Origin of the sequence: Lapidilactobacillus wuchangensis (assembly GCF_003946645.1) — a bacterium.
Taxonomy (GTDB): Bacteria; Bacillota; Bacilli; order Lactobacillales; family Lactobacillaceae; genus Lapidilactobacillus; species Lapidilactobacillus wuchangensis.
This window is the reverse complement of record NZ_RHOU01000017.1, coordinates 13,852-27,965: the sequence shown is the minus strand read 5'-3', so window position 1 is coordinate 27,965 and position 14,114 is coordinate 13,852. Positions and strand designations below refer to the sequence as shown.

19 protein-coding genes are annotated in these 14,114 nt (G+C 41.5%); all 19 read right to left on the bottom strand.

Going from position 1 to position 14,114, the window contains the following annotated elements:
- Positions 1-26: 26 nt before the first annotated feature.
- The 19 genes from EKM82_RS11685 to EKM82_RS10300 all read right to left on the bottom strand — a co-directional run bounded on the left by EKM82_RS11685 (position 27) and on the right by EKM82_RS10300 (position 13,779).
- The gene (locus tag EKM82_RS11685; protein WP_164508248.1) at positions 27-230 is read right to left on the bottom strand and encodes a hypothetical protein; all 204 of its coding nucleotides are present in this window, start codon (positions 228-230) and stop codon (positions 27-29) included.
- A gap of 165 nt (positions 231-395) precedes the next feature.
- Positions 396-599, bottom strand: coding sequence for a hypothetical protein (locus EKM82_RS10375; RefSeq protein WP_125769058.1), 204 nt, complete (start codon positions 597-599; stop codon positions 396-398).
- 96 nt (positions 600-695) lie between these two features.
- Entirely contained in the window at positions 696-1,439 is a 744-nt protein-coding gene (locus EKM82_RS11860; RefSeq protein ID WP_225419724.1) for a response regulator transcription factor, read from the bottom strand.
- A 245-nt stretch (positions 1,440-1,684) separates the two neighbouring features.
- Positions 1,685-2,353, bottom strand: a complete 669-nt coding sequence (phoU, locus tag EKM82_RS10365) for a phosphate signaling complex protein PhoU (protein WP_125769055.1) — start codon at positions 2,351-2,353, stop codon at positions 1,685-1,687.
- A gap of 14 nt (positions 2,354-2,367) precedes the next feature.
- Complete coding sequence (pstB, locus tag EKM82_RS10360; RefSeq protein ID WP_125769052.1) at positions 2,368-3,132, bottom strand: phosphate ABC transporter ATP-binding protein PstB; 765 nt, start codon at positions 3,130-3,132, stop codon at positions 2,368-2,370.
- A gap of 4 nt (positions 3,133-3,136) precedes the next feature.
- A complete protein-coding gene (locus EKM82_RS10355; protein ID WP_125769049.1) occupies positions 3,137-3,922 on the bottom strand; it encodes a phosphate ABC transporter ATP-binding protein in 786 nt (261 codons plus the stop codon).
- 12 nt (positions 3,923-3,934) lie between these two features.
- Positions 3,935-4,807 carry a phosphate ABC transporter permease PstA gene (gene pstA / locus EKM82_RS10350; protein ID WP_125769046.1) on the bottom strand — a complete coding sequence of 291 codons (873 nt, stop codon included), beginning with the start codon at positions 4,805-4,807 and terminating at the stop codon, positions 3,935-3,937.
- Positions 4,804-5,712, bottom strand: coding sequence for a phosphate ABC transporter permease subunit PstC (gene pstC / locus EKM82_RS10345; protein WP_125769043.1), 909 nt, complete (start codon positions 5,710-5,712; stop codon positions 4,804-4,806). Before pstC ends, pstA begins: the two co-directional genes overlap by 4 nt.
- A gap of 5 nt (positions 5,713-5,717) precedes the next feature.
- Positions 5,718-6,614 carry a phosphate ABC transporter substrate-binding protein PstS family protein gene (locus EKM82_RS10340; protein ID WP_125769040.1) on the bottom strand — a complete coding sequence of 299 codons (897 nt, stop codon included), beginning with the start codon at positions 6,612-6,614 and terminating at the stop codon, positions 5,718-5,720.
- Positions 6,615-6,807: 193 nt separating this feature from the next.
- Positions 6,808-6,999, bottom strand: coding sequence for a hypothetical protein (locus EKM82_RS11680; protein ID WP_164508247.1), 192 nt, complete (start codon positions 6,997-6,999; stop codon positions 6,808-6,810).
- A gap of 633 nt (positions 7,000-7,632) precedes the next feature.
- Complete coding sequence (locus EKM82_RS10335) at positions 7,633-7,911, bottom strand: hypothetical protein (RefSeq protein ID WP_125769037.1); 279 nt, start codon at positions 7,909-7,911, stop codon at positions 7,633-7,635.
- 13 nt (positions 7,912-7,924) lie between these two features.
- Positions 7,925-8,686, bottom strand: coding sequence for a PH domain-containing protein (locus EKM82_RS10330; RefSeq protein ID WP_125769033.1), 762 nt, complete (start codon positions 8,684-8,686; stop codon positions 7,925-7,927).
- On the bottom strand, positions 8,670-9,200 hold the full coding sequence (locus EKM82_RS10325) for an RNA polymerase sigma factor (protein WP_125769030.1): 531 nt from the start codon (positions 9,198-9,200) through the stop codon (positions 8,670-8,672). The genes EKM82_RS10330 and EKM82_RS10325 overlap by 17 nt, the downstream gene beginning before the upstream one ends.
- A 148-nt stretch (positions 9,201-9,348) precedes the next feature.
- The gene (locus EKM82_RS11675; RefSeq protein WP_164508246.1) at positions 9,349-9,576 is read right to left on the bottom strand and encodes a hypothetical protein; all 228 of its coding nucleotides are present in this window, start codon (positions 9,574-9,576) and stop codon (positions 9,349-9,351) included.
- A 622-nt stretch (positions 9,577-10,198) separates the two neighbouring features.
- Positions 10,199-10,735: a GNAT family N-acetyltransferase gene (locus EKM82_RS10320; protein ID WP_125769027.1), complete on the bottom strand. Its 537-nt coding sequence runs from the start codon at positions 10,733-10,735 to the stop codon at positions 10,199-10,201.
- Between the two features lie 135 nt (positions 10,736-10,870).
- Entirely contained in the window at positions 10,871-11,527 is a 657-nt protein-coding gene (locus EKM82_RS10315) for an amino acid ABC transporter permease (RefSeq protein WP_125769024.1), read from the bottom strand.
- A 15-nt stretch (positions 11,528-11,542) separates the two neighbouring features.
- The gene (locus tag EKM82_RS10310; RefSeq protein ID WP_125769020.1) at positions 11,543-12,196 is read right to left on the bottom strand and encodes an amino acid ABC transporter permease; all 654 of its coding nucleotides are present in this window, start codon (positions 12,194-12,196) and stop codon (positions 11,543-11,545) included.
- Positions 12,193-13,026 (bottom strand): transporter substrate-binding domain-containing protein, encoded by an 834-nt coding sequence (locus EKM82_RS10305; RefSeq protein WP_125769016.1) that lies wholly within the window; start codon positions 13,024-13,026, stop codon positions 12,193-12,195. The genes EKM82_RS10310 and EKM82_RS10305 overlap by 4 nt, the downstream gene beginning before the upstream one ends.
- A gap of 12 nt (positions 13,027-13,038) precedes the next feature.
- A complete protein-coding gene (locus tag EKM82_RS10300; protein ID WP_125769013.1) occupies positions 13,039-13,779 on the bottom strand; it encodes an amino acid ABC transporter ATP-binding protein in 741 nt (246 codons plus the stop codon).
- Positions 13,780-14,114: the final 335 nt, after the last annotated feature.

Below are 14,114 nucleotides of genomic sequence, written 5' to 3'. Positions count from 1 at the left end.
AGAGTTGAGTCTGACTGCATTGCGGACTACATGCACATTCGGCCATTAAAACCCAATGAGGAGGTATTGAAACAAAACTGGTTCTGACTGCATTCTGGGCTTGCTGGTTGTGGAACGCGGCCGGCATCGATTTGAACCAATTGAAAAACCGCAATTGTTTCAAATACGAGCCTTTGTCTAATTGCTAAAGCAATAAGACAAATTTGGCGGCTGACAACCACGCCCTCCATTCCGTCTGGAGCTGAGTTGGTGCACTTTATCTTTGTTAGTGCTTAAGCCAATTGTAGTGGGACAAATCGACTCGATTTAAACTGTTGTCACAACTAAATAGCCTCATCAAAAAAACCTATCTGGCAGTTTCTGGTTTTATCCAGAAAAGTTGTCAAACAGGCCTATTAGTATACTTCAATTTGTTTTTCTAAATAGTGGTGCTCAATTCCGTTAGTTTCCACAGGTGGTTGCTGGGCGATTGGCGTCAGCTGTGAAATTATTCTTAGCGATTTATCACTTAGAATAAGCCTCGCATTTGAGATTGTTGCGTTAGCAATAAGCTCAAATCGACGGCCACAGCGTTCCACGCCCTCTAAATCGCCCAGCAACCACCTCTCCCAATTAGGGAATCCTTGGCACATATTATCACTATCGCCTTGATATTAATCAGATTTAAGATAGCCACATAGCTGACAAACCGTTGCTTATTGGTAATCAATTTTCAAATGCTTGTCTTCAAAAATATAACCAAAACCGCGCACCGTTTTAATGATCTGCGGATTCTTAGAATCTAGCTCGATCTTATCTCGCAAATGACTAATGTGGATATCAACAATTCGTGACGACTCTAGTTCATCATAACCCCAGACCTGATTTAAAATCTGCTCCCGATTTAAAACTTGACCATTATGATTGATCAAGTAAATCAGTAATTTAAATTCTTTAGGCGTCAAACCCAAATCATGATTGGCGCGGGTCACACGATAATGCTGCAAATCAATGGTTAAATCATCCAAATGAATCGCTGATGACTTAACTGTTTCTTTTAGTTCTGGATGTTTCGGCCGTTCATGCTCATGGGTTTGGTAAACCCAGATTCGTTGTTTCAATCGCGCTAATAATTCAGAAAATGAAACTGTCGTTAATAAGAAATCGTCAATTTTCAACGCAAACAACATCAGCATGATTTCTTGGGACCAATCCTTATTCAACACAATGATAGGTCCATTAATAACCGGCCGATTCTGAGCAATTAGCTGGCAAGTCTCATCTAAACCAATACAGTCTAAATCAATCAGCACCGCACTAAAATCCCGACTGGCGATTGCTTGAGCGGCACTTTGCTGACTAGTTACGTTAAAAACCGTATATTTCTGCTCCGCCAAGCGTTCATTCAAACGAATGAAAATTTTCAGTTGTTTGGTTAAAACTAAAATTTTTGCTGGCATGATCGACTCTCCATCAAGGAATTTTCGCGTCTGCGGAAATTAAACATTAAACAAGGGGAACTGGCAGCAACTTTTCTAGATCATTCGAGCTTTTACAAGTTAATTCTAACTGCTTCAACCACAATCGTAATGAATCTTGCTTGCAAATTTCGCAACAACAAGTGATTTTTTCGAAAAACTTGTCTGATCCAGTTCAGCAAATAATAACGAAGCTGATCAAACAATGTCATGTCAGCCGACATTCGTTAGCTGCGGCGATGATTGCCCAGCTCAACAATATTGCCAGTTTTGCTATAAACGATCCATTCGCTGATGTTCACGATATGATCACCAATTCGTTCCAAAAAGCGCGCGACCATTAAGTAACTGGCACTGGCTGGCGCCAGCTCACCATCTAATTGTGGCGAATTAGTTAAGGACTGACGGATCTGAATATACTGTTGATCAATTTCATCGTCAGCGCCGGCAACTTTCTCCGCCACCGTCACATTTTCATGAAAATAAGCATCTAAAGCTTCTTCCAACATTTTACGAACACTATTGGTCATGTTTGCAATCATTTCTTCGACTTCGGGTATTCGTTGATTGCCTTTAATATAAATTGTTTCACGGGCAATTCCCACGGCATGATCGCCAACGCGCTCCAAATCAGCACTTGCTTTCAAAATCGAAATAATCTCACGGAAATTAGTTGCTACTGGCTGTTGCAAGGCCATCAAATATAAAGCCTGCTTTTCTAAACTAACCTCAGTGCCGTTAATCTTGCGATCATGGTCGATCACTTGTTGTGCCAGCTGTTTATCATGATCAATGAACGACTTGGTGGACTGATAAATTTGCTCGCTAACATTGATGCCCATGTCCATAAAATTAGTTTGTAGGCTTTTTAATTCATCAAAAAATTGCTGTCCCATTGCTTGTTGTCTCCTTATCCAAACTTACCGTTTAAATAATCACTGGTTGCTTGCTCGCGCGGATTCATAAAGAATGCAGCTGTAGGGCCGGTTTCAACTAACTGGCCATTCAAAAGAAACGCAACTTGATCAGAAATTCGGCTCGCTTGTTGTAAATTATGAGTCACGATTATTATGGTATACAATTTCTTTAATTCAATCAAAGTTGCTTCAATTTTGGCACTAGCAATTGGATCCAAAGCGCTCGTCGGTTCATCTAATAAAATAACCTCCGGCTTGGCTGCCAAAACACTGGCCAAACAGATGCGCTGTTGCTGGCCGCCAGACAAAGCTTGGGCTGGCGTATCTAAGCGATCCTTAACTTCATCCCAAATCGCCGCTTGTTGTAAACTAGTTTCGACAATTTCACGAATCATTTTACGATCATGCAAACCAAGCATCCGTTGACTAAAAGCAACATTATCGTAAATGGAAAACGGAAATGGCGTTGGTTGTTGATAAACCATCCCGATTTTCGTTCGCAAAACCACGGGGTTCACTTTTTTCTGATAAATATCGTCGCCACGAAACCGAATCTCACCGCCAACGTGCACGTCGGGCAATAAATCATTACTGCGATTTAAACAACGCAAGAAAGTTGATTTACCACAGCCAGAAGGACCCATAATCGCCGTAATTTGGTTCTCAGGGAAGTTCAAAGATAAATCATGAACGGTTTGGCGTTGGCCATAACTAACACTAACGTTGGTGGCCGTTAATAATGGTATTTTTTCTGTCATCGAATCACCCAAAGTTTCCTGATAAATAATCGTTGGTTAATTGCAAATGCGGTTTAATGAACAGCTTCTTCGTCCGGTCGAACTCCCGTAACTGCCCCTCATAAAAGAACGCCGTGTAATCACTGATCCGCGCCGCTTGTTCCAGATTATGCGTCACAATAATAATGGTATAATCTTGCTTCAGCTTCAGCAAATTCGCTTCGATTTTAGCAGTGGCAATTGGATCGAGAGCACTGGCCGGTTCGTCTAGCAACAGCACATTAGGTGTTAACATCAAAGTCCGCGCCAAGCATAAACGTTGCTGTTGCCCACCAGAAAGTTGTAAGGCATTACGATCCAAATCGCCGTCAATCTCTGACCACAAATCAACCATTTCTAAAGCCGTTTGCATTTTTGCCTGTAATTCAGCCTTACTAATTCGTTGATGCTCCAAAACACCAAAACTCAAGTTAAACCGAATTGACCGCGCGAACGGATTGGGTTGCTGAAAAAGCATTCCCACTTGTTGGCGCAACCGATAAACGTTCACCTCAGGCCGATTAACATCAACATCACCTAACATAATTTTACCGTCAACTTGAGCAAGACCATCATTCATTCGATTCAAGCAGCGCAGAAACGTCGACTTGCCTGAACCAGACGGCCCAATTAAAGCGGTGATTGCATGTTGCGGAAACTGTAAATTTGTGGGGGTTAAAGCCAATTGGTCATAAGTCACCGACAAATTTTCTGTTCGAATCGCAATTGGTTCAGTTGGTGTTTGTAAATAAGTTTCAACTGCAGTGGTCATGAACTCACCTCGCTAACGATAAATTTTATGTTGCCAATGATTGGCTAATTGGCGCGCTAAGAAATTGAACGCCACAATTGTTATGATCAAAACAACAATCGTCCCTCGGGAAATCAATTCCGCGTTGGGACCAATGCTTTCGGTATTTAATTTCCAAATGTGCACAGCCAACGTTTCTGCTGGTCGTAACGGATTGAGGAAGCTATTGCCATCGAAAATATTCCAATTGGCATAATTTAATTTAGGCGCACTTTGACCAGCGGTATAAATTAAAGCAGCTGCTTCACCAAATACTCGGCCAGCGCTTAAAACTACCCCAGAAATCATGCCGGGGATTGCTTCGGGCAGCACCACTTTGGTAATTGTGTGCCACTGGGAAACCCCCAATGAAATACCGGCGTTCAAGCGACTACTTGGCACTGTGGCAATCGCCAGCGACATACTTTGCGTTAAAATTGGTAAATTGAAGAAAGTTAAGGCAATCGCGCCAGAAAGTACTGAAAAACCAATTTTAAACTTCAGTACTAAGAGCAGAAAACCAAATAACCCAATGATAATTGATGGCAAAGAGCTGAGCGCCTGAATCGCCATTTTCGCTACTGCGGCAAAGCGACTCTTCTCGCCATAAATCGTCAAAGCAATCGCCGACCCCAACGCGATCGGACAAGAAAGAATTAGCGTTAAGATCAACAGATAAAGTGAATTAAACAGCTGATCACGAATCCCGATACCATCATCACTAGTAGTCGTTAAAAATTGCCAGCTGACCGTCGACCAACCTTTCGTAATCAGAAAACCGACGAAAATCAGAATTAAGGCGACTACAGCAGCGACCACGGCATAAATCAGCCAACGGCAAATACGATCGATTAAATAACGATTCATGCTGAGCGGTCTCCTTTCGTAAAGCCTTTGACAATCAGATTAAACGCTAACGAAATCAATAACAGGATCAGTGCTAACGTCCACAAAGCATTATTAGGCAAAGTGCCATCAATCGTGTTGCCAATATCGGTCGTCAGCTTACTAGTCAACGTTGCAGTTGGTGAAACTAAGTTCGTCGCAAATTGGACCGTGTTCCCAATGACCATTTGGACGGCTAAGGCTTCACCGAAAGCCCGGGCCACCCCATAAATCACTGCGACGACTAATTTCTTAGCGGAGATTCTTAGGATCACGTGATAAATCACTTGCCACCGCGTACAACCCAGGGTGTAAGCAAACTTTTGATAGCTCGGGTCAACGCTGCGCATACTTTCAATCGCCAGCGAAGTAATCGTTGGCAGAATCATCAGCGCCAGAATCAGCGCCCCCGCTAAAATCCCGAAGCCAGTGCCGCCAAAATGTCGACGAATGATCGGCACCAAAACTGTCAGGCCAATAAACCCATAAACGACTGAGGGAATCCCCAATAACAATTCAATGATCGGCTGAACGAATTTCTGACCGAACTTGGGTTGCAGCGCCACAACATAAATCCCTATGACAAAAGCTAGCGGTGTTGCCAAAGCTGCCGCTAGCATAGTTGTCACAAATGAAGTTGTCATTAACGCTAATGCCCCAAGATCCGCCTTACCGTTCAAGCTGCCCGTATTCCAATCAGCGGTGGTCAAGAATGACCACACCGAAACATGATTTTTGGTAAAAGTCTGAATCCCTTTACTACTGATGAAATAAATAATTGTGACGACGAGGAGTAAGAGAATGCTCACGCTGATGTAGCATAACCAACGGCCCCAATTATCTTGACGGATTTCTTTCGAGCGGGTAAAAAGTGGATTTGGTTTCATTTAAATCACTTCTCGCTTACTTTGTTTTGTGCGTCCTTAGATACTTTCATGTCATGAATACTGATGTAACCCAATTTCTTAACGGCGCCATTTTGAACTTGATCAGTTTCCATATAAGCTAAGAATTTCTTAGTAGCGTCATCAATTTTCTTTTGCGTATACATATGTTCATATGACCAGATTTTCCATTTGTTAGTTGTCACATTGGCTTCAGTTGGTTCAACCCCATCAATTGCTAATGGTTGGATATCTGACTTGAAGTATGAGAAAGCCAAGTAACTGATCGCACCAGGTGTTGAGCGAACAATTTGTTGAACGGTCCCATTTGAATCTTGTTCCTGTGACTTAACAGCTTTGGCACCGTCTAAAACAGCTGCTTCAAAAGTTGCCCGAGTCCCACTGCCTTCAGCACGATTAATCACAGTAATTGCTTCATCATGGCCGCCGACTTCTTTCCAGTTTTTGATCTTGCCAGTAAAAATATCTTTTAATTGTGCCATCGTCACTGACTTCACGCCAACTTCTGGGTTAGTTACTGGTGCCATGCCGACAACGGCTACTTTATGATCAGTTAATTTATCAGCTGGCACACCATCTTTAGCTTCGGCGAAAATATCCGAGTTACCAATGGCAACTGAGCCTTGAGCGACTTGACTCAACCCAGTTCCAGAACCGCCACCTTGAACATTAACGGTAATATTTGAATTTTCTTTTTGGAAATCTTTAGCAGCTTGTTCTACTAAAGGTTGTAAAGCCGTCGAGCCCACTGCCATTACTTTAGCGCTCTTCGCAGTGCTACTCGAACTTGAACTGGAGTTGCCAGCTGCAGCCTGTTTGCCACAAGCTCCTAACAATAATAATCCTGCAACTGCTAGTGATCCTAGAACCAGTTTTGCTTTCATGTTTGACTCCCCTATTCTTTTATTCTGTCTTCGTTACAAAAAGAAGTTTAGCAGGGGCATATAAAGATTAAGTATGATTTATGTAAACATCGTGTAAAGTTACCGTTTATTTTCCCAGAAAGTTTCAGCATTTAAGTTATTAAATGAAAAATAAAATTGGGCTTGTGTAATAATCATCATTTGATTTCAAAATTCAGTAACCCATTAAATCTGGTGCCGGGGTTGAAACGGAATTGAGTCTGACTGCATTCCGGGCTTGCTGGTTGTGGAACGCGGCCGGCATCGATTTGAACCAATTGAAAACCGCAATTGTTTCAAATACGAGCCTTTGTCTAATTGCTAAAGCAATAAGACAAATTTGGCGGCTGACAACCACGCCCTCCATTCCGTCTGGAGTTGAGGTGGTGCGCTTCAACTTTGTTCGTGCTTGAGACAAGTATAGTGAGACTAATCAACTTGATTTGAATTGTGGTCACATCTGAACAGTGGTATTCAAAAAGCCTGTTGGACAATTATCTGGTTTAATTTCAGAAAGCTTGTCAAACAGGCCTAGTAGTTTATACCAATCTGTTTTTCCAATTAGTGGTGCTCAATTCTGTTAGTTTATTCAGGTGGTTGCTGGGCGATTGGCGTCAGCTGTGAAATTACTCTTAGCGATTTATCGCTTAGAACAAGCCTCGCATTTGAGATTGTTGCGCTAGCAATAAGCTCAAATCGACGGCCACAGCGTTCCACGCCCATTCAATCGCCCAGCAACCACCACTCTAACTGAGAAAGTCTTAGCACAATTCAAGCAGCTTGGAATAAAGTCAGGTTTTAGACTAATGACACAGCATAAAATTTCTCGATTAATATTTTTCGTAACCAGCATCATCGCCTGGTCCGGCTATCCCAATTAAAACCAGATAAACAAAAAGCAACCTCGGCGAAAGGTTGCTTTGATCCCAGAATTTATTCAGCTATTTTATGGGTTAGCTACTATCTGGACGTGTTTAATTATTCGTACGGCAATAACCGCTTAGTGCAGATGTTTCTGCCCGGTTACGTAGATGTCGTCACCGTCATAACGCTGACCATTCATGGTGAAGTAACGGCCGTCTTCAATCTCAGGTTGTTCGCCAATCCAATAGAATCCCGGCGTCATTTGACTAAAGCCAGCATGATTATGGGCCTTCTTATTCAAAGTATTCACTTCCATATCATTGCTTTTACTGCGGAAGTATCGCTGCTCACCATTATCATATGTTACTGAAACAAATAGATTTGGCAACATTGCCACTTTTTTAACTTTTACCATGTTGATTAACCTCCTAGCGATATGTTAAATACATATGCAAAACTGTGATTAGGCCACCTAATACCACTAAAATCCAGAAAATCTGGATAAATTTGATCATAAAATTAGTATTACTGAAAATAAATTGGAAAACATTCTTACGGCGGACGTAACGACTAATTTCAATGGCTTTCATTCCAGGAATTGTTAGCAAATTACGTTTAAATAATTTAGCATTTTTGACATCCAATGTTTCTGTAAAAACTTGTAAATCTTCTGTTTGGAAATCTAAAGTAAACCATTTATAGTGCTTCCGTTTCCACGGCTTAGCTAATTCGGCCGGTTCGCTAGCACGATGCTCTTTTAATTTGATAGCCTTGATTTTGTCATAGTCATAAGAGAAAAATTGGCTTGGATCATCAATGAATTCCACCAAAATCAAGAAGATAATGCGTTGATCAGTAAAAACCAGCAGCCGATTGCCCCGCAAATTTTTTTGAGTCTTAATATAATTTTCACCGGCTGTACTTTTAGCAGCATACATCCCCATGTAACCATTTGTGGCAACTTGACTGCCGTTTTCATTAGTAATCGGCATTAAATTGATAATCATTTCTTCAGGACGAAGCTGATCCTTCAACTTAGTTAACACTTGCTGCATGGTCAGATACAAACTAGCTTCCCGCGTTTGATAAGCAATCCGCAGTGACTCATCAACTTGGGTCAAATCCGTTTGGTCAGGAAAGCCATTCATTTGATCAATCACGGCAACATATGGATTAATTTCCGAAATCATTTTTCACTGCCTCCTGCTGTAATTTGTGACGCGCCCGCGATAAATGCTTATAGACGGCACCACGACGCATTCGTAATCGTTGACTAATTTCCTCAGGTGTTAAATCTTTTTCAAAATATAGTTGGAAAATTTCCCGTTCTTTTTCAGATAGCACATTTAACAACTGGCCTAACTCTAATGGCTCATCTGGTGGCGCCGTGGGAATCACCATATCGGCAATATCCATTTGTTTGAAAGTCGCATTCAGACCACGCTGATAATCAATCGCCTGATGCTTAACTATCGCGCCTAACCAAGTTTTAAAATTGCCGCGCGTCTCATCAAAAGTACTGATTTTCGACCAAATTTGAAAATAACAGCGATTGGCAATATCACTGGTATAACTGCGCTCATAACTACTTGGCAGCTGATGCCAGATCACTTGCAGCACATAATCGCCATATTGCCTAATTAGCTCAGCCAAGGCGCCCTGATCCTGACTGCGCAACTTAGTGATCAACTCCTCCTCTAACATAACCTCACCGACTTTCCCTAAAAAATCAATTTTTGATTTCTAATTCTCGTGCATCAATTTATTCTGCTAAGCATGATTATTAATACCTACACCCTCTATTACGATGGCAGCGTCGGATATTGGACATTTTTTAACAAAATATTTTTATTTAGGCAAAAACATTCTGGTTTTGAAACAGAATTGAGTCTGACTGCATTCCGGGCTTGCTGGTTGTGGAACGCGGCCGGCATCGATTTGAACCAATTAAAGACCAAAGTTCAAAACAATTAAAACCCGATGAAGATGGTAAGACAGAGCTGGTTCTGACTGCATTGCGGGCTGCTTGTCGTGGAACGCGGCCGGCGTTGATTTGAGCTTTTGTTTCACAAAATCTCAAATGCAAGCCTTATTGTAAGTGCTAAAGCACCAACAATAATTTGGCGACTGACGACAAGATCCCTCCATTCCGTCTGGAGTTGATGTGGTGCACTTAATCATTGTTAGTTCTTAAGGCAATGATAGCGAGGCAGTTCAACTCGATTTGAATTTCAATAACAAATGATTAGTACAAAAAAAGCCAATTTGAGACTTCTCTGGTTTTATCCAGAAAATTTGTCAAACAGACTTATACAGACTTATACAGACTTATACAGACTTATACAGACTTATACAGACTTATTAGGTTACTTCAATTTACTTTTTAAAATAGTGATGTTGATTTCCGGTAGTTTTCCGTGGTGGTTGCTGGGCGATTAACAGTTACCTTTACTAGTTTTGACTTGATATCAACAAAATCTAAAGTGAACCAACCTAGCTCAAAACGCAGTGGAGGCCGCCGAGTTGTCAGCCGCCAAATTCTTCTTAATGGCGCCAGCCATTTAGAAGAAGACTCGTATTTAAGATTTTGTGCAACAAAAGCTTAAATCGACGTCGGCAGCGTTCCACAACTCGCCGGCCGCAACGGAGTTGTCCGCTGTTCTGTCCAAAACTAGTTCAACTTCAAATTGCCCAGCTACACCCTAAAAATCCCAGTAGAAATAAAGATTACTTTTATCAGCTTGGCTAGTGCCAAAGTACTCGCGCGTATTCAAACCGCCAATCACAAAGTTTGAATGCAAATAGAACTGACAGGCAGCCAAGTTGTTATCTTGACCAATGGTATAAATTCCCTGGTAGTTATTTTCTTGGGCGATTTCCCGACCTGCCTGCAATAATTGCTGGCCGATTCCTTGCTCACGATAAGCGCGATTCACCTTCAAATCATCTAAATAAAGGTATTTAAACCAAGCTTGCTTGTAAATCGCCAAACCGACACAATGATCGTTCTCATCATAAGCGCCCACAAACCAATGATCTGCTTGTAGTACAGCAAAATCATAATGCTCGTCAGGAAAAATCATTTCGCGAACTTGATCAGCTGGTAATTGCGTCGTGGTATAAGCCCACTGTTGACCATCGAAAGTCGCAATCATCCGGCCATAAATTCGAAATGATTCATTGGGCAAATTTATATCGGCGGCATTTTTTGAAGTAATTCTTGAAATTGTAATTGTCATTTTAGCGCTCCCATTATCGCTTATCCATTAATCACAGTGTACCACGAACCAATTCGGTTGCTGTCCCCCAGCAGAAAAAAACAGCGGCGACGATTTTCCGCAATCATCACCACTGCAATTTTATTTGTAACAAAACTAACCTAACTTGCGGGCCAATAAATGTGACAACTGGCTGAGCAAGAAACAAATAATGAAATATAGCACCGCCAAAGCCACGAACATTGGGATCATGTAATTCGTATTCTGGCCATAGATGACTTGGGAATGAAACATTAATTCTGGCAACAGAATAATCGTTGCCAAGGATGAATCTTTCACCAACGAAACGAATTGGCTGACAATTGGTGGCACCATCCGCCGCAAGGCTTGCGGCAAAATAATGTACCACATGGCCTGCATGAAACTCATCCCGTTACTGCGAGCAGCTTCCATTTGCCCAGTATCAACAGCACTGATTCCACTGCGAATAATTTCCGCCAACATTGCTGATTCAAAAATCGTCAATGAAAGAATCGCCGCGTTAACCGTGCTTAAACGCACGCCAATCGTATTTGGCAGCCCAAAGTACATGAAGAAAATAATCAGTAGCAACGGTAAATTACGAATCACATCAATTAAGAAACCAACTAAGGCCGACACGTATTTAATTTTGACGTAACGAATGAAACCAAGAATCGCACCAATAATGAAACTAAAAACAACAGAAATCGCTGAAACATAAATGGTCACCCACAAACCTTCGAGTAAAAAGCGCAGGTTGACCCAGCTATAAGCATCAATAAAATTTTGCATGAGCAGTGTCCTCCTTTACTCTGCGGCCCCAGTTGACCAATGTTTTTCTAAATAACGCATCAAATAACTTAAGGGCATGGTTAAAATCAAGTACAGTAAACCAACGGCCAAATAAGTATCCGTGGTTTTAAACGTTGTCGAAGCAATCAGGTTACCTTGGTACATCAAGTCAAAACCAGCTAAAAAGGCTAACACGGACGAATTTTTAACCAAGTTAACAAATTGGTTCCCTAGCGGCGGAATAACAATCTTCAACGCTTGAGGCAAAACGATATAACGCATCGCCTGAATATACGACATCCCGTTGCTGCGCGCTGCCTCCATTTGCCCCAGATCAACACTTTCAATCCCGGCCCGAATGGTTTCGGCAATAAAAGCCGAAGTATAAATAATCAAGCCAATTGTCCCGGCTGTGAAGCCATCCAAATGCGGAATAAACTGCGGCATAACAATGTAGAAGAACATCGCCACCACTAGCAAGGGAATATTGCGGAAAATTTCAATATAAATCCGGCCAATGACGCGCAATGGCTTCAACGGATTGATCACAAACAAGGCAAAAATCAAACCAATGATCAAACTACCAATCAACGCTAGCACACTGGCACTCAACGTATACTTTAGACCTTCAACAAAGTCGGGCCAATAAGTTGTTAAAATCGAAATCATTTGATCACACTCCCATCAAAGCCCGCAACCTTGCCAAACCATTTATCAACAATCTGCTGGTAGGTGCCATCAGCCTCAATCTTTTTCAGAGCTTTGTTGATTGCTTGAACGAATTTCTCTTGGCCTTTATTGGCACCAATCCCATAAGGCTCGTTGGTAAATGTCCCACCAACAACCTGATACTTCGGATCATCACGGTTCAAACCATATAAAATCCCATTATCACTAGTTAACGCATCACCCTGGCCTGATTTTAAGGCCGTGAATGCTTGGGCAGTATCAGCCAACTGCAAAACTTTCGCTTGCGGGGCATATTTTTTAATATTGGCAACTGAGTTCGATCCTTGCAGACCTAAAACTTTAGTCCCTTTAGTCAAATCTTTGACACTTTTGATCTTGCTACCTTTCTTAACCATAATCGCTTGACCGGCATTGAAATAAGTATCGGAAAACATGATTTCTTTTTTCCGCTCGGGCGTAATAGTCATGGTCGCCGCTAGCGCATCGATATTCCCGTTTTTCAATAATGGTAACCGCGTATTCGAGGTCACGGGCACAAACTTAACGTTAACATCCTTGCCAAAAATCTCCTTAGAGACAGCCGTGGCAATATCCACATCAAAGCCTTCAATTTGGCCAGTTTTAATATTCATCAGCCCAAATAAACGGGTATCATTCTTGACGCCCCAAGTAATCCGATTCGTTCGTTCGACTCGGGCCATCACATCTTGCTGAGCCAAATTATCCCCACAACCGCTAAGAACTGTCAGCAATGTGAGCAATAACCCGACCAGCAAAAATGGTCTAACTTTAAAATGAGTTTGTTTCATCTTGCGTCCTCCCTAGCTGTTGTGAATAATCTTACCGAGGAATTCTTTCGCCCGACTATCTTGCGGGTTAGCGAAGAATTCTTGTGGTTGATAACTATCCTCGCGAATTTGACCATCAGCCATGAAAATCACCCGATTACCAACTTCCCGAGCAAAACCCATTTCGTGAGTCACCACGATCATCGTCATCCCTTGTTTAGCCACTTTTCGCATAACTTCCAATACATCACCGATCACTTCAGGATCTAATGCCGAAGTCGGTTCATCAAATAAAATTGCCTTTGGTTTCATTGCCAAGGAACGAGCGATGGCAATTCGCTGCTTCTGACCACCAGACAACATGCTTGGTAATTTAGCAGCCTGATCAGTTAAGCCAACTAAACCCAGCAATTGATAAGCATCCTTTCCAGCCTCGGCCTTTGATTTTTTGAGCACCTTAATTGGCCCTAAGGTAATATTCTCTAAAACCGTCTTATTGGCATACAAATTAAAATGCTGAAAAACCATCCCCACATTTTTGCGGATTTTATTCATATTTGTTTTAGAATCGGCCAAGTCAAAATTATCGACAATTAGCTTTCCAGATGAAATTCTTTCCAGGCCATTAATTGTTCGTAAAAGTGTACTTTTTCCAGAACCAGAAGGGCCAATAATCGAAACAATTTCCCCACGTTCAATTGTTAAATTGATATCCTTTAAGGCGTGAAATTTCCCGTAGTACTTATCAACATCATGAAATTCAATCATTGACATGTTAGTTTCCTCCAATTGTGTTTTGCTGTGTTTGCTGAATTCAGTTAGTCGTTAGCGATTGTTCATCGGCTACTTTTAATCAGCAAAATAGTGAGAACCGAACAATGTTTTCTCCTATCTTAATTGAAAAATAGTAAGTCTGGCAAGGAAAATCATGATAAAATTCGATTTTAATTCGAAAAATAAAACATTTTTCGGACCTTTTTTACCAAAATTCCTAGGAAAAATAAGGTCTTTTAGCCACCAATCCCCAAATTCAAATATTTCTAGCTAAGTCCCAAAAATTGCAGGCAAAGTGACCAATTCAATTAGTAATTGAGCAGTAATTATTCGTT

What these genes read in the sequence shown, in the direction of transcription:
- EKM82_RS11685 (WP_164508248.1), bottom strand. Translation starts at nt 230, where the DNA reads ATGGAGGGCGTGGTTGTCAGCCGCCAAATTTGTCTTATTGCTTTAGCA.
- EKM82_RS11860 (WP_225419724.1), bottom strand. Translation starts at nt 1,439, where the DNA reads ATGCCAGCAAAAATTTTAGTTTTAACCAAACAACTGAAAATTTTCATT.
- phoU (WP_125769055.1), bottom strand. Translation starts at nt 2,353, where the DNA reads ATGGGACAGCAATTTTTTGATGAATTAAAAAGCCTACAAACTAATTTT.
- pstB (WP_125769052.1), bottom strand. Translation starts at nt 3,132, where the DNA reads ATGACAGAAAAAATACCATTATTAACGGCCACCAACGTTAGTGTTAGT.
- EKM82_RS10355 (WP_125769049.1), bottom strand. Translation starts at nt 3,922, where the DNA reads ATGACCACTGCAGTTGAAACTTATTTACAAACACCAACTGAACCAATT.
- pstA (WP_125769046.1), bottom strand. Translation starts at nt 4,807, where the DNA reads ATGAATCGTTATTTAATCGATCGTATTTGCCGTTGGCTGATTTATGCC.
- pstC (WP_125769043.1), bottom strand. Translation starts at nt 5,712, where the DNA reads ATGAAACCAAATCCACTTTTTACCCGCTCGAAAGAAATCCGTCAAGAT.
- EKM82_RS10340 (WP_125769040.1), bottom strand. Translation starts at nt 6,614, where the DNA reads ATGAAAGCAAAACTGGTTCTAGGATCACTAGCAGTTGCAGGATTATTA.
- EKM82_RS11680 (WP_164508247.1), bottom strand. Translation starts at nt 6,999, where the DNA reads ATGGAGGGCGTGGTTGTCAGCCGCCAAATTTGTCTTATTGCTTTAGCA.
- EKM82_RS10335 (WP_125769037.1), bottom strand. Translation starts at nt 7,911, where the DNA reads ATGGTAAAAGTTAAAAAAGTGGCAATGTTGCCAAATCTATTTGTTTCA.
- EKM82_RS10330 (WP_125769033.1), bottom strand. Translation starts at nt 8,686, where the DNA reads ATGATTTCGGAAATTAATCCATATGTTGCCGTGATTGATCAAATGAAT.
- EKM82_RS10325 (WP_125769030.1), bottom strand. Translation starts at nt 9,200, where the DNA reads ATGTTAGAGGAGGAGTTGATCACTAAGTTGCGCAGTCAGGATCAGGGC.
- EKM82_RS10320 (WP_125769027.1), bottom strand. Translation starts at nt 10,735, where the DNA reads ATGACAATTACAATTTCAAGAATTACTTCAAAAAATGCCGCCGATATA.
- EKM82_RS10315 (WP_125769024.1), bottom strand. Translation starts at nt 11,527, where the DNA reads ATGCAAAATTTTATTGATGCTTATAGCTGGGTCAACCTGCGCTTTTTA.
- EKM82_RS10310 (WP_125769020.1), bottom strand. Translation starts at nt 12,196, where the DNA reads ATGATTTCGATTTTAACAACTTATTGGCCCGACTTTGTTGAAGGTCTA.
- EKM82_RS10305 (WP_125769016.1), bottom strand. Translation starts at nt 13,026, where the DNA reads ATGAAACAAACTCATTTTAAAGTTAGACCATTTTTGCTGGTCGGGTTA.
- EKM82_RS10300 (WP_125769013.1), bottom strand. Translation starts at nt 13,779, where the DNA reads ATGTCAATGATTGAATTTCATGATGTTGATAAGTACTACGGGAAATTT.